Consider the following 22,594-nt stretch of genomic DNA (forward strand, 5'->3'; position numbering starts at 1 on the left):
GCCGGCACGGCCTCAGCCGGCCGAGGTCGCCGCCATCGACTGCAGCCCGGTGACGCGCAGCAGGTCGAGTCGCGCCTCGTCGTCGGACCCCGGCGCGACCGTGTAGACGACGATCCTCAGGTCGCCGGGCGCGGTCAGCACGTCGCAGTCGATCGCGATCGGGCCGACCGGGGTGCCCGTCACGGTCTTGCGACTGGCCCGGTGCTCGGCGACCTTGACCTCGGCCCAGCGGCGTGCGAACTCGGGCGACGTCTCGAGCAGGCGCGACACGAGGTGGCCGAGCGAGGGGTCCGACGGATAGCGCCCCACCGCTGCCCGCAGGTCGGCGGCGAGGTCGCTCGCGAAGTCCTCCTCGTGCCGGGCGTCGAACTCGGTGCCCTCGTGGCCCGACGTGAAGTGACGCCAGACGAGGTTGCGCTCGAGCCCGACGAGGCGCGACGGGTCACCGTTCACCGCGGCCCAGAGGGGGTTCCAGAGCAGGATGTCGTGGGTCGCCGAGAAGACGGCCAGCGGCACGTCCCCGAGCCGGTCGACGATGCGCTGCACGCCGGGCCCCACGTGGCGCGGGACGATCCCGGCCGACGGAGGCGCGGCGCCGGCCGAGCGGTAGAGGTGGTCGCGTTCGTCGTCGCTCAGGCGCAGGGCGACCGCCAGGGCGCGGAGCATCTGCGGGGACGGGTTGGTCGCCCGACCCTGCTCGAGGCGGACGACGTAGTCGACGCTCACCCCGGCGAGCGCCGCCAGCTCTTCGCGGCGGAGACCCGTCGTGCGGCGCCCCGCCCCCGCCGGCAGCCCCACGTCGGCCGGGCCGACCCGGTCACGCCACGACCGCAACACGTCCGCGAACTCGCTCATGCCCCTCATCCTCCCCCGGCCCGCGCGCCCGAGGGTGGTACCGGCAGTCCTCCCGTCGTGCGGGGCCTGGGTGCCGAGGCGGGGCCGGGCGCAGCATGGACCCATGACCACCACACTCATCACCGGGGCCAACAAGAGCCTCGGACTCGAGACCGCCCGCCGCCTGATCGAGGCGGGCCACACCGTGTACGCCGGCATGCGCGACCTCGACTCGGGCGACGCCGTCCGGGCCCTCGGCGCCCACGCCGTGCAGCTCGACGTCACCGACCAGGCCGGCGTCGACGCGGCGCTCGCCTCCCTGCCCGAGCTCGACGTCCTCGTCAACAACGCGGGCGTCCTCGGGTCGTCGTTCGGCGTCGACGACCTCACCCCCGAGACGATGCAGGAGGTGCTCGACGTCAACGTCGTCGGGCTCGTCCGCGTCACCCAGGCCGCGATGCCCCTGCTGCGCCGCTCCGACCGTCCCGTGATCGTCAACGTCGCGTCGGGTGTCGGCTGGCCGCGCTGGCTGAGCACCGAGGGCCACGACGAGTACCCCGTCGCCGCGGTGCCCTACGCGTCCTCGAAGGCGGCCGTGATCGCCCTGACCGTGCAGTACGCCAAGAACCTGCCGACCTTCCGGGTGAACGTCAGCGACCCCGGCTACACCGCCACCGACTTCAACGGGCACGGCGGCCACCAGACGGTGACCGAGGGCACGGACGCCACCGTCGCCCTCGCCCTGCTCGGGCCCGACGGCCCGACCGGCGAGTTCCACGACCGCCGGGGCCGCATCGACTACTGAGCGGCGACCGCAGGAGGCGCGGTGCGAGTCCTCGGGACCGGCACCGCGCCTCCTGCGCGTCCGGTGGGCCGGCCGTTCAGCAGCAGTCGCAGGCCTCGGCTCCGCGTTCGCCCGTGAGGGCCGAGACGGGTGTCGTGCAGGCCTCGCCGCGCCAGGCCTCGACCCCCTCACGGACGGCGAAGACGACGATGACGAGTCCTGCGACGGGGTCCGCCCAGGTCCACCCGAAGGCGAGGTTGAGCACCAGGCCTAGCAGGACGGCGGCCGAGAGGTAGCTGCAGATGAGGGTCTGCTTGGAGTCGGCGACGGCGGAGGCCGAGCCGAGCTCGGTGCCGGTTCGTCGCTCGACGAGGCTGAGGAACGGCATGACCGCCAGGCTGACGGCGGCCAGCACGATGCCGACCGGGGAGTGGTCGGGTTCGCGGGCGCCGGCCAGGGCGAGGACCGCGTCCACGCCGACGTAGGCGGCGAGACCGAAGAACGAGAGGGCGATCACGCGGAGGGCGAGCCGTTCGCGCCTCTCGGGGTCGGGGGCCGCGAACTGCCAGGCGACCGCGGCGGCCGAGAGCACCTCGACGACGGAGTCGAGGCCGAAGCCGATCAACGCGGTCGAGGACGCGACCGTGCCCGCGGCGATCGCGACGATCGCCTCGACCACGTTGTAGCCGATCGTGATCGCCACGACGAGACGGATGCGTCGCTGCAGCAGGAGGCGACGGGCCGTGGCGATCGGCGCGGGCGACAGTGCGGCGGAGGTCATGCACCGCCCCCGCAGCAGAACGGCACGTCGCCCGAGTCGTCCGGACACGGCAGACCGTCGTCGACCGCGAGGACCACCTCGACGAGGGCGGTCAGTGCTCGGGTCAGGTGGACGTCGGCGATCTCGTACCGGGTGGATCGCCCCTCGGGGGCGGCCACGACGAGACCGCACCCGCGGAGGCATGCGAGGTGGTTCGACACGTTCGACCTGGTCAGGCCGAGTTTCGTCGCGAGGACGCCGGGGTAGCCGGGGCCCTCGAGCAGGGTCAGCAGGATGCGTGAGCGGGTCGGGTCGGCCATCGCCCGCCCCAGGCGGTTCATCACGTCGACGCGGGACGAAAGGGTCAGCATGTGCTGACCATACAGCACTCGCTGACCGGTCAGGGCGCCCGGGGCACACGTCCATCCCCCGCGGGTCCGGTCCTCGGGACCGGCACCGCGCCTCCTGCGCACGGAAGGACTAGACACGTCCTCGTGCCCTCACCGCTCCTCCTCGCCTCTCTCGCCGGCCTGCTCTCGGGCCTCTCCCTGGTCGTCGGGGCGGCGGTGTCGTGGTTCGTCAGGGTGCCCCGCGAGGTGGTCGCCCTCGTCATGGCGTTCGGTGCCGGCGTCCTGATCTCCGCACTCTCGTTCGACCTCGTCGACGAGGCCACGAGCAGCGGCGGGCTGCTCCCGACCCTCGGCGGGTTCCTGGCGGGCGCCGTCGTCTACGTCGTCCTGGACCAGCTGCTCGAGCACGGCGGGTTCCGGCGCAAGCACCACCGTCGCGGGTCGGCCGGCTCGGGCACCGGCCTGGGCATCGCCCTCGGCGCCCTGCTCGACGGCGTCCCCGAGACCGCCGTCCAGGGCGTCAGCCTGACGGGCGGCGGGTCCCTCAGCATCGCCGTGCTGGTGGCCGTGGTGATCTCGAACTTCCCCGAGGGCATGTCGAGCACGGCCGACCTCAAGTCGTCGGGCCGGTCGGCCGGGTACGTCTTCGGCCTCTGGTCGGGCATCGCCGTGGTGTGCGCCCTGTCCGCGCTCGGCGGGTACGCCCTCCTGGGCGGGGTGCCCGAGGGCGGACAGTCGTTCGTCATGGCGTTCGCCGCCGGGGCGATCCTCGCGATGATCTGCGACACGATGATCCCCGAGGCCTTCCGCAAGACGCAGACGCTCACGGGACTCGTGACGGTGCTGGGCTTCGTCGCGAGCTACGTCGTGCACCAGGTCGCCTGAGCGGGTCGCCCGAGCGGGTCGTCGCGCCCCGAACTGGGTCATCCGTTCTGCGCAACGGTGCCGACGACGGGGTCGATGCTCGGTACCCTGCTGTCGTGAGCCCCGACCTTCCCGCCACTCCGGAGAACCACCCGGAGTCCGTCCGGCGTCTCGCCGCGACGCTGCAGACCCTGGACGAGGCCCACCGCCGCTACCGGCTCCACGCCGCGAAGGTCTTCGGGATGGGCCACACCGAGCTGGCGGCCCTGCTCGCCGTCGCCGACGCCCCGGGGCTCACCCCGGGAGCACTCGCCCAACAGCTGCTGCTGAGCACGGGGGCGACGACGGCCGTGGTCGACCGGCTCGAGAAGTCGGGGCAGGTCACGCGCAGCCGTCACCCGGGCGACCGACGCAGCCTCTTCCTCCACCTGACCACGCAGGGCGAGGACACCACGACCACCCTGCGCGAGGCGTACCAGTACGTCCTCTCGACCACGGGCACGGACGAGACGATCGCCGAGGCCCTCCCCCAGCTCGACAGCATCGCCGCCGCGCTCGACGCCGCCGCCCGCGAATCCGCGTCCTGACCCGGGCCGGCCGGTGCCGGACTCGTGCGCCCGGTCGCACCGCGCCTCCTCGCCCGCTCTCGCCGCGCCTCCTCGCCCGGGTCGCACCGCGCCTCCTCGCCCGCTCGCGCCGCGCGTCCTCGCCCGCACGCACCGCGCCTCCTCACACGGGTCGCACCGCGAACTGAGCGTCGCACCGCCCACTTCGGCGGTGCGACGTCCAGTCGGCGGTGCCGCACCGCCCCTGACGATGCGACGCCCCGCAGTCGAGGTCGAGGTCGAGGTCGAGGTCGCACCACCGTCGCGTCGTCGCACCACCGTGTTGCGTGGTGCGACGACTCGACGGTGGTGCGACTCCGACTCCGACGCCGACTTCGGCTCCGGCCCCGGCCCCGAGCCCCGAGCCACGAGCCACGAGCCACGACTCGTAGGCTGCGGGGCATGACATCCGACGTCGGGGAGCGCTACGCCGCGCGCGCCCGCGAGTACGTCGACCACCTCGGCTCGATGTCGGCGGTGCACCCCGCCGACGAACACCTGGTGACGTCCTGGGCGACGACGGTAGAGGGCCCCGTGCTCGACGCGGGCTGCGGGCCGGGGCACTGGTCGGGGCACCTCGCCGCGCGGGGCGTCCACGTGCGTGGTCTCGACCGGGTCCCGGCCTTCGTCGTGCACGCTCGCCGCACCCACCCGGACGTCTCGTTCCGCCTGGGCGACGTGGACGCCCTGCCGTACGAGCCCGACGAGTTCTCGGGAGTCCTCGCCTGGTACTCGCTGATCCACCACGACCCGGGCAGCATCCGGCGCCCGCTCCGCGAGTTCGCCCGGGTGCTCGGGCCGGGCGGCGGGCTGCTCGTCGGGTTCTTCACCGGGACGACCGTCGAACCCTTCGACCACGCGATCACGACCGCGTGGCGCTGGGCGCCCGACCTCCTCGCGGACGAGCTGCGCGCCTCCGGGTTCGACGTGCTCGAGACACACACCCGCACGGGACCACCGTCCGGGCCGAGGCCCCACGGCGCGATCATCGCCCGTGTCGCTCAGGGTGTGACCGTCAGCCCAGCCCCTTGATGTGGGTCTCGATGGCCGTGAGGACGGCGCGATGCGCGTCGAACGAAGTCGCCCAACCGTCGACGAGCAGGCCGTGGTCGGCGCCGTCGACCGTGACGAGGCCCGCATGCGTCTCGAGCCCCCGCGCCGGCTGCCACATCGAGTCGGCCCCTCCGCCCACGGCGAGGTGTGACGAGGAGGCGCGGGTCAACGCATCGAGGACCACGGGCTCGGTGAGGACCGGCGTCAACCACACCCCTGCGACGCCGTGCTCGACGGCCCACGGCAACGCGAGGGTGCCGAACGACTTCGCGAGGACGAGGTCGACGCGACCGTCGACGGCCTCCGCGGCATCCTGCAGCCGCTCCTCGACGACGGGCCGCGAGTCGTCGGCCGTCAGATCTCGGGCATCCCACTCGACGGCCTCGACTCGCCAACCGAGCTGCCGCAGCATCAACGCAGGCCAGTAGAGCAGCGGCGCCTTGACCCCGTACCCGGTACCCGGGAGGAGCACCGCGACGGGACACGACGTTCCTGTCGACGGCCCGGACGAGGTGGGTGAGCTCATGGGCCGAGGCTAAGGCAGACGACCGATCGTGGTGATGCCAGCGTGTCCCCGTGTCGGGGTCGCACCACCGTCGGGTCGTCGAACCACGGGACACGGTGGTTCGACGACGCGTCGGCGGTGCGACGTCCCGTCGGTGGTGCGACGACGCGTCGGCGGTGCGACTCCCGCGTGACCGGCGCCGGGGGCACGCGCCGCGCCCGTCAGCCGCCCTGGCGCACCTGCCGCACGTACCGGTACACCGTCGGCTCGGACACGTGCAGCGCCTCGGCCACCTGGGCCACGGCACCCTTGAGCAGGAAGACCCCCGCCCGTTCGATCTCGCGCACGGCCGCGACCTTCTCGTCGGGCGTCATGCGGTGCGGCTCGACGCCCTGGGCCGCCACGATGCGGGCGACGCCGTCGAGGGCGAGCTCGTCGACGTTCATGCTGAGCCGCTCGGCGACCGGCCCCGACGACGAGGTCGAGGCGGGGCCCGCCTCGGACCCGGAGCCCAACGGCGCCCCCTTGACCAGCCCCGTCGTCGCCGTGATGGCCGCGAGCAGGTCACGAGCCCGGGTCAACGGCTCGTCGTCGATGTTGAGGCAGAGCATGCCCACGACGTCGCCGCCCGCGTCGCGGATGAAGAAGGTCGACGAGCGGAACGTGCCGCCGGTGCGGGACTCGGCCAGGTAGTTGGCCAGGTAGTCGCGGTCGTCGTGCTCGTGGTTCTGCAGCACCTTGAGCACGAGGTCGGTTGCCGGCCCGCCGACGCTGCGCCCGCTGACGTGGCCGTTCGTCAAGGCGACGATCGACCGGCTCAGGTCGCTCGTGTCGTGCAGCACGACCTCGGTCCGCGGCCCGAGCAGCTCGGCGAAGAAGTCCATGAGCGGCAGGTAGGGCTCGAACTCGGCCCGCAGGACCCGGCTGGCGTCGACCACGGTGGCGCTGCTGGCTCTCGTCATGCCCCCAGGTTACCGGCATGTAACGAAATCGTCGCACTGTGATAATTTCTTCTCATCTCGCCGATCATTCGGCTAGCTTCCGATGACCGACGACGCTCACGAAAGGCTCGACCATGACCCGAACCCGCTCCCGCTCCGCCCTCTGGGGCACCGTCGCCACGGGCGCCGTCCTGGCCCTCGGCCTCACGGCGTGCGGCGGCCCGAGCGCCCCGCAGCCCGGCGACGCCTCCGGCGACGCGTCCGGCGGCACCTCGTCGTCGTCCTCGACCATCCCCGACACGAGCGCATTGCTCGACGCCGTCCAGGTCGACGACGCCCTCGCCGCCCAGGTGCCCTCCGACATCAAGGACGCCGGCACGCTCGTGGTCGGCTCGAACGTCCAGTCCGCGCCGAACAACTTCTACGCGGCCGACGGCTCGACCGTCATCGGCTCGGACCACGACCTCATCACCGCGGTCGGCAAGAAGCTCGGCCTCGACGTCGAGTACGAGAACCAGGACTTCGGCTCGCTCATCACCAGCCTGCAGTCCGGCCGCGTCGACGTGACCATCGCCGCGATGAACGACACGGCCGAGCGCCAGCAGGCGATCGACTTCGTCGACTACCTCACCTCGGGCATCACGCTGATGGTGCAGAAGGGCAACCCCGACGACATCACCGGCCCCGACGCGCTCTGCGGCAAGGCCATCGCCGTCGTCACCGGCACCAGCCAGCAGGAGTTCGCCGAGGCCACCAGCACGCAGTGCGAGTCCGACGGCGAGGAGGCCCTCGACATCACGGTGACCGACAGCGACAGCCAGAACCAGACGCAGCTGCGCACCGGCCGCATCGACGCCATCGTCAACGACCTGCCCAGCGCGGTCTACATCTCGAAGACCGCCCAGGACGGCCAGGCCTTCGAGGTCGTCCCCGGCGACGTCATCGACGGCGCCCCCTACGGCATCGGCGTCAACAAGGACGACGCCGAGCTGCGCGACGCCATCGCCGCCGCCCTCGACTCGCTCATCGACGACGGCACCTACGGCGAGGTCCTCGACGCCTGGGGCATCACCTCGGGCAGCGTCACCGAGGCCACCGTCAACGGCGGCAAGTAGGTGGCGACCGCACGACCGACGGGCACCGACCCGGGCGACGCCACCCGCGCCTCCTCGGCCGGACGCGGCGGCGGTCCCGCCGGCGGCCGTGAGCTGCTGCCCCAGGTGCGCCTGAAGCACTGGGGCCGCTGGGTCAGCGCCGTCGTGATCGTGGTGCTGCTCGTCGCGCTCGTCTACGGGGCGTCGCAGGGCGACATCTCGTACCGCGACATCCCGTACTACCTGGTGTCGCCGATCATCCTGCAGGGCCTCGTCGGCACCATCGTGCTCGCCGTGGTCGCCCAGGTGAGCGCGGTGGTCATCGGCGTCGTCATCGCCCTGATGCGCATCTCGAAGAACCCGGTGGCGCAGGCCTTCGCGGCCGGGTACACCTGGCTGTTCCGTGGCCTGCCCGTGCTGCTGCAGATCCTGCTCTGGTACAACCTGGCGCTGATCTTCCCGCGCCTGACCGTCGGGGTGCCGTTCACCGACGTGGTGTTCCTCGACGTCAGCACGAACGACGTCATGACCACGTTCGTCGCGGCGTTCCTCGGTCTGGCCCTCAACGAGAGCGCCTACATGGCCGAGATCGTGCGCGCCGGCCTCAAGAGCGTCGACCGCGGCCAGATCGAGGCCGCCCAGTCGATCGGTCAGACCCCGATGCAGCGCATGGCCCGCATCGTGCTGCCCCAGGCGATGCGCATCATCATCCCGCCGACCGGCAACGACTTCATCAACATGCTCAAGGGCACGGCGATGGCGTCGGTCATCGGCTACCTCGAGTTGATCAAGGCGGCGAACAACATCGCCTCGTTCAACCTGCAGGTGATGGAGACCCTGATCGCCGCGGCGATCTGGTACATGGTCATCGTCAGCGTGGCGAGCGTCGGCCAGTTCTACCTCGAGCGCAGCTTCGACCGCCAGGACCGCCGCCCCGGCGGGCCGCCGAACGCCCGCGCCCTCCGCCGCAAAGTCGCCGCCGACCTCGGCCGCGCACCCCTCGTGAGGAGCACCCCGTGACCACGACCGACACGACGACCGCAGGAGGCGCGGTGCCCGCCTCCGAGGCGGCTCCCGTCCTCGAGGCCATCGGCATCGGCAAGTCGTACGGCAGCCACGAGGTGCTGCGCGACGTCTCGATGACCGTGCGCAGCGGCGAGGTGGTCTGCATCATCGGCCCGTCCGGAGCCGGCAAGTCGACGTTCCTCCGCACCCTGAACCGGCTCGAGGAACCCGACGCGGGCGAGGTCTGGGTGGGTGGCGAACCGATGGGGTTCGAGCTCCGCGACGGCGTGCTGCACGAGCTGACCGAGCGCCGCCTGTCGGCGCAGCGGGCCCGCACGGCCATGGTGTTCCAGCACTTCAACCTGTTCCCGCACCTGACCGTGCTGGGCAACGTCCTCGAGGGCCCCGTCCGCGTGCAGCGCCGGTCGGCCAAGGAGGCGCGGCGCGAGGCCGTCGAGATCCTCGAGCGGGTGGGCCTCGGCGACAAGGTGGACGCCTACCCCGGCCAGCTCTCGGGCGGGCAGCGGCAGCGCGTGGCCATCGCCCGGGCCGTCGCGATGAAGCCGCTCTTCCTGCTCTTCGACGAGCCGACCTCGGCCCTCGACCCCGAGCTGGTCGGCGAGGTGCTCAAGGTGATGGGCGACCTGGCGCGCGACGGCATGACGATGCTCGTCGTGACGCACGAGATCCAGTTCGCCCGCGAGGTCGCCGACCGCGTGGTCTTCATGGCCGACGGCGGCATCGTCGAGCAGGGGCCGGTCGAGCAGGTGCTCGGCGCCCCGCGCGAAGCGCGCACCCAGCAGTTCCTGCAGCGGGTGCTGGCGTGACGTCGGGCTCGGCGACGGGCACGGCCACGGGCGCAGGCACGGGAGCGACGGTCCCCTGCTCGGCGCTCGACGCCTACCTCGCGTCGTTCGCCGAGCCGGTCGGCTACCTGAACTTCGGCAGCTACGGGCCTCCGTCCAGGGACGTCGTCGAGACGATCGGACGCCTCGCCTCCGCGGCGAGCGCCGGCGTCCCCTCGTCGGGCCTGCACGCCGAGGACGAGCGAGCCCTCGCCGCGGTCGCCCGCCTCACCGGGTTCGACCGAGGAGGGGTCGCCCTCACCGGCAGCACGTCGCTCGGGCTGATGCAGATCGCGTTCGGCCTGCCCCGGGGCGAGGTCGTGGTCAGCAGCGCCGAGTTCCCGTCGAACCTCTACGCGTGGTGGCGCTCGGAGGAGGCCGGGCTCACGACGGTGCGGCCGCTGCCCGCCGTCCCGGGGCAGCCGCTGGCGCCCGTCACGCCCGAGCGCGTGGCCGACGCGGTCGGGCCCGACACCGTGGCCGTCGCGGTGAGCGCGGTCGACTTCCGCACGGGCACCGTCGCCGACCTCGCCGGGCTGAGGGAGGCCGTGGGCGACCGCCTGCTCGTCGTCGACGGCATCCAGGGCTTCGGCGTCCTCGACGCCGACTGGACCCTCGCCGACGCGCTCGTCGTCGGCGGCCAGAAGTGGCTGCGGGCGGGCTGGGGAACCGGGTTCGTGGCGCTGTCCTCGCGGGCCCTCGCGCGCCTCCGTCCGGTCCTCGGCGGCTGGACCGGCGTCGAGGGCGCCTCACGCTACGACGGCGTGCCGCATGCCCCGCTGCCCGGGGCGCAGCGCCTGTCGGTCACCAACGGGTCGCCGTTCGCGTCGGGTGCCCTGGCCACGGCGCTCGAGCAGCTCGAGTCGGTCGGCGTCGGCGTCGTGGCGTCCCGTGTGGCGGACACGGCGGGCGACCTGATCGCCCGTCTCGAGGCCGCGGGGGTGCCCGTGCTCTCCCCCGTCGAGCGATCACGACGGGCGGGACTCGTCGTGGCCGGCGTGGCCAAGGGCGAGGCCGCCGCCGTCGGCGCACGGCTCGAGGCCGCCGGCGTCACGGCGACCGTCCACGGCGACGACCGCGTGCGCCTCAGCGTGCACGCCACCACCACCCCGGCCGCGATCGACGCGGCCCTGACCGTCCTGGGAGGACGACGATGACCCTCGACCCGAACCCCCTCCGCGCCGTGCACACCGACGCCGCCCCGGCCGCGATCGGCCCGTACTCGCAGGCCGTCCGGGTGGGCGACCTCGTCTTCGTGTCGGGCCAGCTGCCGATCGACCCGGCCACGGGCGAGTTCGCCGGGCCGGACGTCCGCGACGAGGCGGCCCAGTCCCTGCGCAACGGGGTCGCCGTGCTCGAGGCCGCGGGGTCGGGCGTCGACCTCGTCGTCAAGACGACGGTGCTGCTGGCCGACATCGCCGACTTCGCGGTCGTGAACGAGGCCTACGCCGAGGTCTTCCACGGCGGGGTGCTGCCGGCGCGCGCCGCGTACCAGGTCGCCGCGCTGCCCAAGGGCGCCCGGGTCGAGATCGAGTTCGTCGCGGCGGTCGCCCCGGGGCACGCCGGGTAGCATCGCGGCATGCCGGAGGGTGACAGCGTCCACCTGCTGGCCGCGCGCCTCCGTCCCTCGCTCGTCGGGCGGGTCGTCGTCGACGGCGAGCTGCGGTCGGGCGGCCGGGCGGGCGAGTCGCTCGCCGGTCGGCGCGTCGTCGAGGTCGACACCCACGGCAAGCACCTGCTGACCCGCTTCGACGACGCCACCACCCTGCACACGCACCTGCGCATGCAGGGGTCGTGGACGGTCACGCGCCCCGGCCGCGTCCTGCCGTCCCGGCTGCAGCGGCAGGTGCGGGTGCGTGCCCGGCTCGACGACGGCCACACCCTCTGGGGCGTCGACCTGCCCGTCGTCGACCTGGTGCCGACCCGGGACGAGCACGCGCTGGTCGGCCACCTGGGCCCCGACCCGCTGCGCCCCGACTGGGACCCCGAGGAGGCGCGACGTCGCCTGGCCGCACTCCCCGACGTCACGGTCCGTGCCGCGCTGCTCGACCAACGTCCGATGGCCGGCCTCGGCAACCTCTGGGTCAACGAGGTGGGGTACCTGCGTGGCCTGCACCCGGCCGCCCCGATCGGCGAGGTCGACCTGGTGAAGCTCGTCGACGTGGCCGCCCGCGCCCTGCGCTTCTCGGTCTCGACGCCCGGCGCCTACCAGGTCACGACGGGCCGGACGCGCCGGGGCGAGACGCACTGGGTAGTCGGCCGGGCCGGACGCCCGTGCCTGCGCTGCGGCACCCGCGTCGAGGCGCGCGACGACCCTCCCACGCCGGACGGCCACACGCGGCGGGCCTGGTGGTGCCCGCGGTGCCAGCCCGCGGCGTGACGTGGGACGGTCGCGACGACGTTCCCTCAGGAGTGGGCCGCGGTCGGCTCCGCGCACGCTGACGAAGATCGGGTTCGCGTACAGCCAGGTGTCGGCCCACGGGTCGGCCGGGCTCATCGGGAACGGCTGGGGTGCCCGCGGGTCGACGTCGGCTCCGAGCGGGCCGACGCCGTGCACCCGGCCGTCGCTGCCGCGCAGGCGCACGTAGCCGTCCTCGGTGGCGGGCTCGAGCGGCACGACGACGCGGAACGGAGCGGCGGACCGGTCGGCGACGTCGAGCAGCTCGACGACCCGGGTGCCGGGCGCGCGCTGCTCGTCGCGGTCGGCCGCGGGTCCGGTGACGCGGCCACGGATCACGTCCAGGTGGGCGAGCCGCGGGATCGTGCCCCGTGAGGTGGGCGTCGTCGTGGGCACGACGTCGACCACGAGCTCGAGGGCGGTGCCGCGCGGGACGGTGAGGGTCCCGCCCAGGGTGGCCTGCGCCTCCTGCCCGCCGGTGGCCCGGAGCACGACGGACAGCCCGGCGACCAGGTGCCCGTGGTCGACCCAGAGCCGACCGGCGCGGATCGCGTCGAGCAGCGCGGCGGACGACCGGTCGACGGCGCCGACGTGGTTCCGGCTGAACTCGCCCGGCCAGAAGTCGGCGCCGTTCTGGGGCGTGGCCGTCGCGACCGGGTCGGGGCGGCGGCCGGCACGGTCGAAGTTGCCGAGCGTCGCGCCGGACTCCCAGCCGGGCCCGGTCGGGAAGTCGCCGACGCGCGTGGCGTCGGACTCCTTGAGGTGGAGGTCGCTGTTCGAGGTGATCCGCCAGCGCCGGCCCTCGCTGAGCAGCGAGTCCCACACGCCGCCGACGACGGCCGTCGTCCAGTCGAAGCCGCCGTGGGTCAGGTAGGCCTCGGCGGGGTAGCCGGCGAACGAGAACTCGCTGGGGGCGTTCTCGTACTCGCCCCGCCGCGAGCGCGTCGACGCGTTCGCGGCGACGGCACCGGCCTGGGCACCGGGGGCGCCTTCCATGCCGACGAACACCTCGGGATCGGCGTCCTGCCAGGCCCGCAGCTCGCCGGGCGAGTCGATGCCGAGGCGGCTCGGGTGGTTCGCCAGGACGATCACGTCGTCGACGACGCCCGCGCTCTTCTGGGCGCCGAGCCAGGCGATCGCGTCGGTGGCGTGCACGAGCCACTCGGCGGCGTCGTCGGTGCCGGGGCGCGGCTTCTCCCAGCCGTTCAGCTTGCCGTCGTGGTCGAGCTCGAAGCGGCGCAGCACACGGGTCGTGGCGGGACCGGGTGCGACGAGCACGGTGGCGTGCTCGGCGCCGGGGATGTACCACTCGAGCCCCTGCAGCACGAGCAGGTCGGGCCGGGCAGCCCGCGCGGTCTCGATCTCGCGGGCGGCGTTGAACACCCCGCCGACGTTGGCGTGGCCCTTGTTGCTGTGCTCGGTGAAGGCGATGGCGTCGACCCCGAACCTCTGCGCCTGATCGAGGATCGTCGTCATGGGGTACTTCGCGTCGTGCGAGTAGACCGAGTGCACGTGGTGGTCGAAGACCAGCCACGAGACGGCGGCCGGATCGACGACGGCGGGCACCGACGGCAGCGGCGCCGCCTGCGCGGGGTCCGCTCCCCGCAACCCCTGGGCCGTCGCCCCCACGGCGACCGTCGCGGCGACGGAGGCCCCGAGGAAGGTCCGGCGCGAGAGGCCCGATCCGGTCGGCGCGGACTGCTCGGGGCGGGGGTCGAGGGACATGGCTTCACTTTCGTCGGGCGGGCGTCCCGACCGTAGGGAGGGGGCCTGAACCGCAGGCCAACGGTCGGGGACGCGTGCGACACCGGGCGTTCACGAACCGTTCCCCCGGGTGCGCGACAGTCCTGGCGTCGCCGCGCGCTCCCCGCCGCGCAGTCCACGCACCCACCGAAGGTCCCGATGCTCCTCTCCGTTCCCGCCGTCCGTCGTCTCCCCTCGCGCGCCTCCGGACGGGGCCTGCTCGTCGCGGCGGCCCTCGCCGTCGGCGCGGTCGCCGGCCTGGCCGGCCCCGGTGTCGCCGTCGCCGCCCCGGCACCCGCACCCGTCGACCCCGCGCCGCTCGTGCTGCGCGACGCCGCCGGCACCGCGATCGTGTCCGGCGACGCACGCGCCGATCCCTCGTTCGCCTCGGCGCTGCTCGCCGCGGGCTGCCCGGCCGACGCGGACGACGCCGCCCGGCTCTCGGTGACGTCGGGAGGCGCGACCGTCGTCACGTCCCCGAGCGTCGCGGTGACCGCGGGGCAGCCGGTCGAGGTGCCGATGGCCATCTCGTTCGAGGAGGTGGTCGCCGACGGTGTCGAGGAGGGCGGAGCGGCGCTCTCGCTGGAGTGCCTCGTCGTCGAGTCCGGCATCCCGTCGACGGTCGTCGTCGCGGCGACGCTGCCCGTGACCTTCGCCGCGGGGACCTGGTCGGTGCCCGGCGCCGAGGTCGACCCGGCTCCGCCGACGGACGACCCGACCGCGCTGCCGACCGCCCCCGGCACGGCACCCTCCCCCGCACCCACGGACGGGGCCGGGGCCGGGACGGACTCGACGCCGCGCCCCTCGGCCACGGCCCGGCCCTCCGCCGACGGAGCCCTCGCCTTCACGGGCGGTCAGGTCGCCGGGGTCGGCGCTCTCGCCGCGGGGCTGCTCGCGGCGGGCACCGCCCTCGTGCTGCGGCGACGCCGGACCACGCCCGTCGACGGGCCGCCCGCGGAGTAGGGCTACGGCGCGCTCGGCGCCTGCTCGTCCGCGGCGACGTCCTTCTGCACGGCGAACTGCGTGCGGTGCAGTTCTTCGTAGCGGCCGGCCGCGGCCAGCAGTTCCTCGTGGGTGCCGCGCTCCACGATCGAGCCGTCCTCGACCACGAGGATCTGGTCCGCGCTGCGGATGGTGGACAGGCGGTGCGCGATGACGAGGGCGGTCCGCCCCTCGAGCGCCTCGCTGAGGGCCGCCTGCACGGCGGCCTCGGACGTCGAGTCGAGAGCCGCGGTCGCCTCGTCGAGGATGACGACGCGGGGCTGCGCCAGCAGGAGGCGCGCGATGGTCATGCGCTGACGCTCGCCTCCCGAGAGCCGGTAGCCGCGCTCCCCCACCATCGTGTCGAGCTGGTCCGGCAGCGACCGGATGAGGGGCTCGAGCCGCGCGCGGCGGACGGCGTCCCACACCTCGTCGTCGGTCGCCTCCGGCCTCGCGAGGCGCAGGTTGCTGAGGATCGTCTCGTGGAACAGGTGGCCGTCCTGGGTCACCATGCCCAGCGTGTGGCGCATCGAGGCGAAGGTCACGTCGCGGACGTCCGTCCCCGCGAGGCGCACGGCGCCGCCGTCGACGTCGTACAGACGCGACATCAGCTGCGCGATCGTGGACTTCCCGGCACCCGACGTGCCCACGAGCGCGACGGTCTGCCCGGGCTCGATCCGGAAGGACACGCCGTGCAGCACCTCCTCGCCACCGCGGGTGTCGAGGGTGGAGACCTCCTCGAGGGAGGCGAGGGACACCTTGTCGGCGGACGGGTACGCGAAGCGGACGTCGTCGAACTCCACGCTCACCGGGCCCTCGGGGACGGAGGCGGCGGTGGGCTTCTCCTGGATCAGCGGTTCGAGGTCCAACACCTCGAAGACGCGCTCGAAGCTCACCACCGCGCTCATGATCTCGACCCGCGCGTTCGCGAGGCCGGTCAGCGGCACGTACAGGCGCGTGAGGAGGAGGGCCAGCGTGACGACCTCGCCGGTGTCGAGCTGGCCGGCGAGCGCGAGGGCGCCGCCCAGCCCGTAGACGAGTGCGAGGGCGAGGGCGGAGACGAGCGTCAGGGCGGTGACGAAGACGAACTGCAGCAGCGCGGTCCGGACCCCGATGTCGCGGACCCGGGCGGCACGGACGCGGAACTCCTCCGCCTCCTCGTCGGGACGGCCGAACAGCTTGACGAGGGTGGCCCCGGGCGCGGAGAAGCGCTCGGTCATCTGCGTGCTCATCGCGGAGTTGTGGTCGGCGGCCTCGCGGCGCAGCGCGGCCAGGCGGCTGCCCATGCGCCGCGCGGGGACCAGGAAGATCGGCAGCATGACCACGGCGAGGACCGTCACGAGCCAGGACGTGCTGAGCATCACGATCAGCGTGAGGACCAGGGCCACGACGTTCGTGACGACGCCCGACAGGGTGCCGCTGAAAGCTTGCTGAGCGCCGATCACGTCGTTGTTGAGGCGGCTCACGAGGGCGCCCGTGCGGGTGCGGGTGAAGAACGCGATCGGCATCTTCTGCACGTGGTCGAAGACGGCGGTGCGGAGGTCGAGGATCACGCCCTCGCCGATCCGGGCCGAGAACCAGCGTGTCACGAGCGAGACGCCGGCGTCGGCCAGCGCCACGACGGCGATCAGGACGGCGAGCCGCACGATGGACGCGAGTTCGCCCCGCGCGACGATGACGTCGACCACCCGGCCGGCCAGCACGGGCGTCGCGACCGCGAGCACGGCACCCACCACGGACAGGGCGATGAAGACGACGAGCTTCGACCGGTAGGGCACCGCGAACGTCATGATCCGCCGGACGGACGCGCGCGAGATGCCGTGCCCGCCGTCCCGTGCGGACGAGATCTTGTAGAGCGAGCTCCAGGCCGCGCCTTCCATGCTCATGGTGGTTCCTTCCGTGGGGGCCTGGCCCAATGTAGACGGCGGATCGCCCCGGGCTCGCAGCAGCCGTGCCCGGGCCGGTCCGACGTTGCCCGGGACGGTCGGCAGGAATCCTCGCCGAGGCCGGGCGATGCACGAGGATCGACGTCATGGACACGGACACCCTGGCGTCGACCCCCCGGCTGACCCTCCGCCTGCATCGCGAGGACGATCTGGAGCGACTCCTCGCGATCCACTCACGACCGGACGTCTCGCGGTACCTCCTGGAGGAGCCCTGGACGATCGAGTCCGGACGGGCACAGCTCGACCGGCGCCTGGGTCGGACGGACCTCGCCGAGCCCGTCGGAGCACTCGCCCTCGTCGTCGAACAGGAGGGCCGGCTCATCGGCACGGTGGCGCTGTGGCGCACCGAGTCCGAACCCCGCACGCTCGAGGTCGGATGGACGCTCGATCCCGACCACGGAGGCCAGGGCTTCGCGGGTGAGGCGGTCGCGGCCGCGCTGCGGCTCGCGTTCGCCCGGGACGACGTCCATCGCGTGACCGCGCAGATGGACGGCCGCAACGCGGCCTCCGCCCGACTCGCGGCCCGGGTCGGCATGCGGCAGGAGGCGCACCACCGGCAGGACTTCTGGAGCAAGGGCGAATGGACCGACACCCTCGTCTTCGCGATGCTCGCCGACGAGTTCCCCGGGTGACGCGTCGGCCCCGGGGGGACGTCGACGGGCAGACTCGTGCCGAGGAGTCCACCGCGACGGAACGGAGACGGGCATGTTCATGAGGCGCGGCGGATCGACCGAGGGATGGGCGCTCATCGGGTTCGGAGTCGTCGCCTGCCTGTTCTCGGCGCTCGCCCTGTCCGGCACGTTCGGTTCGGTGCCGGAGGGCGGCCGCGCGGGGACGTTGGCCTACCTGGGCATCCCCGTGGGCATCGCGGCGATCGTCGTCGGCATCGTCGGCCTCCGTCGTGACGACCATCGCGCCGGGGACTGACCCCGCGCCTCCGTCGGCGGGCGTTCCGGGACCGCCCGGGTTGCAGGTGCCGCAGCGTCATGTGGTCTGCTCGAAGCACGTCCCGTGTCGTCCCGCGTCGAAAGGCCCGCCATGCATGCCATCCCGGTTCCGCCCCGTCAGGTCCTGATCGGCGACGCCGCGGCGTTCGTCGGCGTGACTCCCCGGGCGATCCGCCACTACCACCAGATGGGCCTGCTCCCCGAGCGCGAGCGGGGCACCGACGGCCGACGGCGGTACGGCTACGCGGAGATCATCCGGCTGCTGTGGATCCGCCGGATGGCCGACGCCGGGATCACCCTCGACGACATCCGTGACGCCTTCACCGGGGCCGCGCCGGGCGCGGACACCGGCGTGACCGAGACCACGGACGAGGTCGCCGGCGTCCTCGCCCGGCTGGAGGACACCCTCGCCGCGCAGGAGGACGAGCTGCGCCGGAAGAGGGAATCGGTCTGGCGCATGCGGATGCTCGGCAGCCGCCTGGGGCTTCTCGACGAGATCGTCTCCACCCGGCTCGAGGCCGCGCCCGAGGGCTCGCTGCGGCAGGACGACCTCGACACGCTGCTGGTCACCGAGCGCATCTTCGGCCCGCTGGGTGCCGTCCTCCAGGCGAGCCGATTCCTCGTGCTGGCCCTGCACCCCGAGCTGCGTGCCGAGTCCGACCGCGTCGACGCCGCCGAGGAGGCGCTCGACGACTCGGTCGCCGTCGACGACCCCCGGGTGGCACGGGTGGCGGCCGAACGGCACGCCTTCGACATCAAGCTGCTGGGCCTGATCGAGGAGTCGGGCCAGCGGGACGAGGACGACGCGATCTTCGACGCCTGGGACGATCGACACCCCACCGAGGGTGCCGAGGCGGCGCCGGCGCCCGAGACGGCGGCGGGCTCCCGCGTCAGGAGCGCGGCGGACGTCATCCGGAGCATGCCCTACGACTTCTCCCCCGCCCGCCTGCGCTGCATGGAACTGGCCCTCCACCTGGCGGTGGCCGAGACGCCCACGCCCTGAGCGGTCCCGCGAGCCCTTGACCTGTCTTGCACCGCAAGGTAGCTTGTGACGCATGACAGCGGACGTGGGGGCGCAACTGCGCAAGGGGGTCGTCGAGTACTGCATCCTCGGACTGCTCGACCGTGAGCCCATGTACGGCTGGCAGCTCTCCGAGCATCTCGTCGAGGCGGGGCTCGTCGCGAGCATCGGGACGCTCTACCCCATCCTCGGTCGCCTCCGGGCCCAAGGCCTGGCGACCGCCTTCGACCAGCCGTCCGCGACGGGGCCCGTCCGCAAGTACTACCGGCTCACACCCCTCGGGCGCGACCAGCTCGGTGCCTTCCGCCTCCAGTGGGCTCCGTTCACCGCCTCGGTACACCGACTCATCGGAGAAGACACCCGTGACTGACACCACACCCGAGATCACCACCGCCTACCTCGCGCAGCTCGACACCGAGCTCGACCAACTCCCGGCAGACCTGCACCGGGACATCGTCACCGGCATCCGGGAGGAGCTTGAGGGTCTCGACGCCGAGGCCGCAGCCGCGCGCATCCGGCAACTCGGCGACCCGGCCTTCATCGCCGCCGGGGCGCGCGCCGAGACCGTCGGCGAGGCTCCTCTCACCAGCCCGGACGCGCCTCCTCCCGGTCGGACGTTCTCGATCGTCGCGGTCGTCGTCCTGATCGTCGGCTCGTTCCTGGTGCCGGTCGTCGGTGCGCTCGCCGGCCTCCTCTTCGTCAGCCAGGCAAGAGCCTGGAGCCGACGGGAGAAGGCGGCCTCGTGGCTCGCCGCCGTGGGTGTGGTCCTCCTCGCCCTCGCGGCCTCGACGGTGATGGCCTCGGCGGGTCTCGGCGGCACCCACCTCGTCGTCCTGGTCGCCTACCTCGTGTTCCCCGTCGTCGGCGTCGTGCTCGCCGTCCGCGCACGGGGACGGGGCTGGCACGCCTGACGCGAGCTCCCGCTCGTCGCGGGACGACCTCCGAGCCGTGCGCCCGTCGGCCGATCCCCTACCGGGCGCGCGGGAGACGCTCGTCGAGCAGCGTCGCCAGCCGGTCGAGGTCACCACGCACGAGGCGGGCATCGGACTCGACGTCCGCTTCCGACATCCCGTCCCGGCGGAAGAGGGTGAAGACGGCTTCGCTCCCCTGGTCGTTGGCCACGACGCGGAAGGGGTTGCTCACGACCGTCCCGTCCGGCAGGGTCACGTCGTGGTCGAGGATGCCGAGCTCCACCGGCCCGGTGAACGCGACCTCGACGACCCCCATGGGTGAGTCCGTGAACCACCGCCCTCCGTCGTGACGGATGCCGGCGCTCAGACCGGCCGCCCACGCGGGCAGGTTCTCCGGGTCGCCGGCGACGCTCGAGACGGCGGCGACGTCGTGGTCGAACGCACGTGAGATGTGGACGGCGGGCCAGGTCATGCCGGGAAGCTAGCAGCGTTCCGCCCGACGAGCGACCCTCACGACGCCGCGTCAGCCCCTGCGGCGCGCACCTCGTCGGTAGCCGAGCCATGCCGCCAGGACGAGCAGGCCGACGACGAGGACGACCGCGCCCACGAGACTCGCGGTCGAGAACACGTGCACGCCGTCGGCGGTGAAGGTCGTGTCCGACACGGGGGCGTACGCGAACCACCCGAAGGACACGGGTCGCGCCGACGCGACGACGAGCACGACGACGCCCACGACGGACGCCGCCAGACCGCCACCCAGGACGAGGCGGGAGACCAGGCCGGCACGTCGTGTCATGCCCGGACCATAGCGTGCGCGGTAGGCGGTCGCCAGCGCTCCGATCGAGGCGTAGCCTGCCCCCGTGGACCTCCAGCTGCGCCAGACCGTGCTCGACGCCGAGGACGCCCGCGGTCTCGCGTCCTTCTACTTCGCGCTGGTCGGTGGCACCTACCGACCCGGGGACGAGCCACCCACGGACGGGTCGGACGATCGGGCCGAGTGGGTGACGTTCCGCACCGCCGAGGGCGTCCGCCTCGCCTTCCAACGGGTCCCCGAGCTGCCCCGGGTGACCTGGCCCGACGGGCCGGTACGCCAGCAACTCCACCTCGACTTCATGGTGGCCGACGCCGACGCGCTCGAGCGCCAACGGTCCCTGGCCGTCTCGCTCGGCGCGACGGTCGTCGACGACCAGAGCGCCGACCCCGACGAGGCCCTCTACGTCTTCGCCGATCCGGAAGGGCACCCGTTCTGCATCTTCGTCGCGAGCGGCGTCGAAGACCCGACCGCCTGGTGACCGGCGTCGCGCCGGTCCCTGCGCACCCTCCAGACGTGGAGCCCCGCGGGCTAGGCCAGACGTGGCGCCCCGCGGGCTAGGCGCGACTCGGCGGTCTCGCCGCCCTCGTCCTCGACGGCTCGGGACGGTCGGTGGCCCAGTCGACGTGCGTGCCGGTCACGCCGGGCAGGTGGGTCGCCGGGTCGTGATCGGGCTCTGCTTCGGGGTAGAGGCCCCGGCCCGACGACGCACTGGCGTAGAGCGCCGCGAGCCAGGTGGGGTTGATCTCGACCGTGCGGCTGCCGGCGAACTTGAACCGGAGGCTGATCTGGGGCGAGAGCCAGACGGTCGACCGGCCGTCGCCGGTCTCGATCGGTTCCTTCCACGAGAACATGAACGACTCGTTCTGGCGGAACTTGTTCACGATGACGATCTGGAGGTGGGCGAGGAGACGGTCCTCGACCTTGAACTCGAGGACGTCGCCGTCGTAGACGATGTATCCCATGGCTGCTCCGAGACGGAGAACGCCCGACGGTGCTGACAGCAGGGTCTGGGCTGTGGTGGTGTGCGGATCTCACTGCGCACTGCGCCGGCCGTCTTCGCGACGCCACACGTGGTGACGAGACCACATCGGTGATGCGTCCGCTCGGCTCTCCTCGAGACCTGACACTAGACCGCCGACGAGGAAGGGCGACAGGGTCCCGACCCGAACGGGACCCTGTCGCCGGCAGCTCGCACCGGACCCGACCGGTGCCAGCGCACGCCTTGAGGACCTGAACCACCCTCAAGACATGCCCAGCCTGCGCCTGCGCTCGATATGCCCGAAAGATCTGGACTTAAGCCGAACCCTTTGATACTCACGGGCGCGGTGGGCGTTGCGGCAGCGTCGACGTCCCCGAGCACGACGCCACGGCCGGACTTAAGGTCGTGTCATGAGTTCTGATCCGGATGTCATCCAGGCGTTGGCCTCGAGCGGCGCCGCGGGCCTGGTCATGGATTTCGACGGCGTGCTCTCCCCCATCACCGACGATCCGACCCACAGCGAACTCCTGCCGGGCACGAGGGATCTCCTCGAGGGCCTGGCCGGACGACTGAGGACGGTGGCACTGCTCTCGGGGCGGCCTGCGGACTTCCTCGCCGAGCGCGCCACGGTCCCGGGTGTCGATCTGTACGGTTCGTACGGCCTCGAACGGTGGACGCCCCAGGGCGTCGAGGTCCTGCCCGAGGCCCGGACATGGCTGGAGGCCGTGACCGCGGCCACGAACGAGCTCCACCGTCGGTTGGACGACGTCCACGGCATCTACGTGGAGGACAAGTCCCTCGCCGTCGCGGTCCATTGGAGGCGCGCAGCCGATCAGAGGGCCGCAGAGCAGATGATCACGCCGCTGATCGAATCCGCCGTGAGGACGCACGGCCTCCGACGGGAGCCCGGCAAGTGCGTCGAAGAGCTACGGATGCCGTTGGAGGAGGACAAGGGCACGGCGCTGGAGCGAATCATCCGATCGAACGCACTGGGCGTCGTGGCCTACGCGGGTGACGACCGTGGCGATCTCCCGGCGTTCGCGGTGGCCTCGAGCACCGGTGGCCACCCTCTGGTCGTGGACGCCGCCGACACCGCACCCGAGGTCCTCCGTGTGCCCGGGGTCCACTTCGACGGCCCGGCGCAGTTCCAGGAGTGGCTGCGGCGCCTCGACCGGGCGCTGACCTGACAGGACGTCGCGCCTCGCCGCCCGCCC

28 protein-coding genes and 1 pseudogene are annotated in these 22,594 nt (G+C 73.0%); 19 read left to right on the forward strand and 10 right to left on the reverse strand.

The window, feature by feature from the left end:
- Window positions 1-12: 12 nt before the first annotated feature.
- On the reverse strand, window positions 13-855 hold the full coding sequence (locus tag EDF21_RS06695; RefSeq protein WP_123570689.1) for a helix-turn-helix transcriptional regulator: 843 nt from the start codon (window positions 853-855) through the stop codon (window positions 13-15).
- 103 nt (window positions 856-958) lie between these two features.
- On the opposite strand from EDF21_RS06695, the gene EDF21_RS06700 reads away from it, so the two are divergent.
- Window positions 959-1,639 carry an SDR family NAD(P)-dependent oxidoreductase gene (locus tag EDF21_RS06700; RefSeq protein WP_056046963.1) on the forward strand — a complete coding sequence of 227 codons (681 nt, stop codon included), beginning with the start codon at window positions 959-961 and terminating at the stop codon, window positions 1,637-1,639.
- A 76-nt stretch (window positions 1,640-1,715) separates the two neighbouring features.
- Here the strand turns inward: EDF21_RS06700 and EDF21_RS06705 are convergent, their stop codons facing one another.
- Together EDF21_RS06705 and EDF21_RS06710 are read right to left on the reverse strand one after the other, a co-directional pair.
- Window positions 1,716-2,399 (reverse strand): cation diffusion facilitator family transporter, encoded by a 684-nt coding sequence (locus EDF21_RS06705; protein ID WP_123570690.1) that lies wholly within the window; start codon window positions 2,397-2,399, stop codon window positions 1,716-1,718.
- Window positions 2,396-2,749 (reverse strand): helix-turn-helix transcriptional regulator, encoded by a 354-nt coding sequence (locus EDF21_RS06710; protein WP_123570691.1) that lies wholly within the window; start codon window positions 2,747-2,749, stop codon window positions 2,396-2,398. The genes EDF21_RS06705 and EDF21_RS06710 overlap by 4 nt, the downstream gene beginning before the upstream one ends.
- 123 nt (window positions 2,750-2,872) lie before the next feature.
- Here EDF21_RS06710 and EDF21_RS06715 point away from each other — a divergent pair, with 123 nt between their 5' ends.
- From EDF21_RS06715 to EDF21_RS06725, 3 genes are all read left to right on the forward strand, one after another.
- Window positions 2,873-3,613, forward strand: a complete 741-nt coding sequence (locus tag EDF21_RS06715) for a ZIP family metal transporter (protein ID WP_123570692.1) — start codon at window positions 2,873-2,875, stop codon at window positions 3,611-3,613.
- A 95-nt stretch (window positions 3,614-3,708) separates the two neighbouring features.
- Window positions 3,709-4,179 carry a MarR family transcriptional regulator gene (locus EDF21_RS06720; protein ID WP_056046983.1) on the forward strand — a complete coding sequence of 157 codons (471 nt, stop codon included), beginning with the start codon at window positions 3,709-3,711 and terminating at the stop codon, window positions 4,177-4,179.
- A 420-nt stretch (window positions 4,180-4,599) separates the two neighbouring features.
- Complete coding sequence (locus tag EDF21_RS06725) at window positions 4,600-5,229, forward strand: class I SAM-dependent methyltransferase (RefSeq protein ID WP_123570693.1); 630 nt, start codon at window positions 4,600-4,602, stop codon at window positions 5,227-5,229.
- Here EDF21_RS06725 and EDF21_RS06730 read toward each other — a convergent pair.
- Together EDF21_RS06730 and EDF21_RS06735 are read right to left on the reverse strand one after the other, a co-directional pair.
- The gene (locus EDF21_RS06730; RefSeq protein WP_148053648.1) at window positions 5,213-5,776 is read right to left on the reverse strand and encodes a hypothetical protein; all 564 of its coding nucleotides are present in this window, start codon (window positions 5,774-5,776) and stop codon (window positions 5,213-5,215) included. The two genes, EDF21_RS06725 and EDF21_RS06730, sit on opposite strands and share 17 nt — an antisense overlap.
- A 200-nt stretch (window positions 5,777-5,976) precedes the next feature.
- Window positions 5,977-6,717, reverse strand: coding sequence for a transcriptional regulator (locus EDF21_RS06735; RefSeq protein ID WP_123570695.1), 741 nt, complete (start codon window positions 6,715-6,717; stop codon window positions 5,977-5,979).
- A gap of 113 nt (window positions 6,718-6,830) precedes the next feature.
- Between EDF21_RS06735 and EDF21_RS06740 the strand changes: the two genes are divergently transcribed.
- From EDF21_RS06740 to EDF21_RS06770, 7 genes are all read left to right on the forward strand, one after another.
- Window positions 6,831-7,811 (forward strand): ABC transporter substrate-binding protein, encoded by a 981-nt coding sequence (locus tag EDF21_RS06740; protein ID WP_123570696.1) that lies wholly within the window; start codon window positions 6,831-6,833, stop codon window positions 7,809-7,811.
- Window positions 7,812-8,810, forward strand: a complete 999-nt coding sequence (locus EDF21_RS06745) for an amino acid ABC transporter permease (protein ID WP_123570697.1) — start codon at window positions 7,812-7,814, stop codon at window positions 8,808-8,810.
- Window positions 8,807-9,622 carry an amino acid ABC transporter ATP-binding protein gene (locus EDF21_RS06750; protein WP_304984856.1) on the forward strand — a complete coding sequence of 272 codons (816 nt, stop codon included), beginning with the start codon at window positions 8,807-8,809 and terminating at the stop codon, window positions 9,620-9,622. Before EDF21_RS06745 ends, EDF21_RS06750 begins: the two co-directional genes overlap by 4 nt.
- Window positions 9,619-10,797 (forward strand): aminotransferase class V-fold PLP-dependent enzyme, encoded by a 1,179-nt coding sequence (locus tag EDF21_RS06755; RefSeq protein ID WP_123570698.1) that lies wholly within the window; start codon window positions 9,619-9,621, stop codon window positions 10,795-10,797. Before EDF21_RS06750 ends, EDF21_RS06755 begins: the two co-directional genes overlap by 4 nt.
- A complete protein-coding gene (locus EDF21_RS06760; protein ID WP_123570699.1) occupies window positions 10,794-11,210 on the forward strand; it encodes a Rid family detoxifying hydrolase in 417 nt (138 codons plus the stop codon). The genes EDF21_RS06755 and EDF21_RS06760 overlap by 4 nt, the downstream gene beginning before the upstream one ends.
- A 9-nt stretch (window positions 11,211-11,219) precedes the next feature.
- Entirely contained in the window at window positions 11,220-12,020 is an 801-nt protein-coding gene (locus EDF21_RS06765; RefSeq protein WP_123570700.1) for a DNA-formamidopyrimidine glycosylase family protein, read from the forward strand.
- Between the two features lie 171 nt (window positions 12,021-12,191).
- Window positions 12,192-12,413 carry a hypothetical protein gene (locus EDF21_RS06770; RefSeq protein ID WP_123570701.1) on the forward strand — a complete coding sequence of 74 codons (222 nt, stop codon included), beginning with the start codon at window positions 12,192-12,194 and terminating at the stop codon, window positions 12,411-12,413.
- An 825-nt stretch (window positions 12,414-13,238) separates the two neighbouring features.
- Here the strand turns inward: EDF21_RS06770 and EDF21_RS17220 are convergent.
- Window positions 13,239-13,763, reverse strand: a pseudogene (locus tag EDF21_RS17220) (PHP domain-containing protein); the annotation flags it as partial.
- Between the two features lie 177 nt (window positions 13,764-13,940).
- Here EDF21_RS17220 and EDF21_RS06790 point away from each other — a divergent pair.
- Window positions 13,941-14,744: a hypothetical protein gene (locus EDF21_RS06790; RefSeq protein ID WP_158612870.1), complete on the forward strand. Its 804-nt coding sequence runs from the start codon at window positions 13,941-13,943 to the stop codon at window positions 14,742-14,744.
- 2 nt (window positions 14,745-14,746) lie between these two features.
- Here the strand turns inward: EDF21_RS06790 and EDF21_RS06795 are convergent, their stop codons facing one another.
- A complete protein-coding gene (locus EDF21_RS06795; RefSeq protein ID WP_123570705.1) occupies window positions 14,747-16,648 on the reverse strand; it encodes an ABC transporter ATP-binding protein in 1,902 nt (633 codons plus the stop codon).
- 146 nt (window positions 16,649-16,794) lie between these two features.
- Between EDF21_RS06795 and EDF21_RS06800 the strand changes: the two genes are divergently transcribed.
- From EDF21_RS06800 to EDF21_RS06820, 5 genes are all read left to right on the forward strand, one after another.
- Entirely contained in the window at window positions 16,795-17,340 is a 546-nt protein-coding gene (locus EDF21_RS06800) for a GNAT family N-acetyltransferase (protein WP_123570706.1), read from the forward strand.
- Between the two features lie 73 nt (window positions 17,341-17,413).
- Window positions 17,414-17,635, forward strand: a complete 222-nt coding sequence (locus EDF21_RS06805) for a hypothetical protein (RefSeq protein ID WP_123570707.1) — start codon at window positions 17,414-17,416, stop codon at window positions 17,633-17,635.
- Window positions 17,636-17,746: 111 nt separating this feature from the next.
- On the forward strand, window positions 17,747-18,658 hold the full coding sequence (locus EDF21_RS06810) for a MerR family transcriptional regulator (protein WP_123570708.1): 912 nt from the start codon (window positions 17,747-17,749) through the stop codon (window positions 18,656-18,658).
- A 52-nt stretch (window positions 18,659-18,710) separates the two neighbouring features.
- Window positions 18,711-19,046, forward strand: coding sequence for a PadR family transcriptional regulator (locus tag EDF21_RS06815; RefSeq protein ID WP_123570709.1), 336 nt, complete (start codon window positions 18,711-18,713; stop codon window positions 19,044-19,046).
- On the forward strand, window positions 19,039-19,587 hold the full coding sequence (locus EDF21_RS06820; RefSeq protein ID WP_123570710.1) for a hypothetical protein: 549 nt from the start codon (window positions 19,039-19,041) through the stop codon (window positions 19,585-19,587). Before EDF21_RS06815 ends, EDF21_RS06820 begins: the two co-directional genes overlap by 8 nt.
- Before the next feature lie 58 nt (window positions 19,588-19,645).
- Here EDF21_RS06820 and EDF21_RS06825 read toward each other — a convergent pair whose 3' ends face one another.
- Together EDF21_RS06825 and EDF21_RS06830 are read right to left on the reverse strand one after the other, a co-directional pair.
- The gene (locus EDF21_RS06825) at window positions 19,646-20,059 is read right to left on the reverse strand and encodes an SRPBCC family protein (protein ID WP_123570711.1); all 414 of its coding nucleotides are present in this window, start codon (window positions 20,057-20,059) and stop codon (window positions 19,646-19,648) included.
- 51 nt (window positions 20,060-20,110) lie between these two features.
- Window positions 20,111-20,383: a hypothetical protein gene (locus EDF21_RS06830; protein ID WP_123570712.1), complete on the reverse strand. Its 273-nt coding sequence runs from the start codon at window positions 20,381-20,383 to the stop codon at window positions 20,111-20,113.
- A 64-nt stretch (window positions 20,384-20,447) separates the two neighbouring features.
- Here EDF21_RS06830 and EDF21_RS06835 point away from each other — a divergent pair, with 64 nt between their 5' ends.
- Complete coding sequence (locus EDF21_RS06835; RefSeq protein WP_123570713.1) at window positions 20,448-20,879, forward strand: VOC family protein; 432 nt, start codon at window positions 20,448-20,450, stop codon at window positions 20,877-20,879.
- A gap of 76 nt (window positions 20,880-20,955) precedes the next feature.
- On the opposite strand, the gene EDF21_RS06840 is transcribed toward EDF21_RS06835, so the two are convergent.
- The gene (locus EDF21_RS06840) at window positions 20,956-21,363 is read right to left on the reverse strand and encodes an ATP-dependent DNA ligase (RefSeq protein ID WP_192124281.1); all 408 of its coding nucleotides are present in this window, start codon (window positions 21,361-21,363) and stop codon (window positions 20,956-20,958) included.
- Between the two features lie 427 nt (window positions 21,364-21,790).
- Here EDF21_RS06840 and otsB point away from each other — a divergent pair, with 427 nt between their 5' ends.
- A complete protein-coding gene (gene otsB, locus EDF21_RS06845; protein ID WP_123570714.1) occupies window positions 21,791-22,567 on the forward strand; it encodes a trehalose-phosphatase in 777 nt (258 codons plus the stop codon).
- Window positions 22,568-22,594: the final 27 nt, after the last annotated feature.

This window comes from Frigoribacterium sp. PhB118 (genome assembly GCF_003751725.1).
Taxonomy (GTDB): domain Bacteria; phylum Actinomycetota; class Actinomycetes; order Actinomycetales; family Microbacteriaceae; genus Frigoribacterium.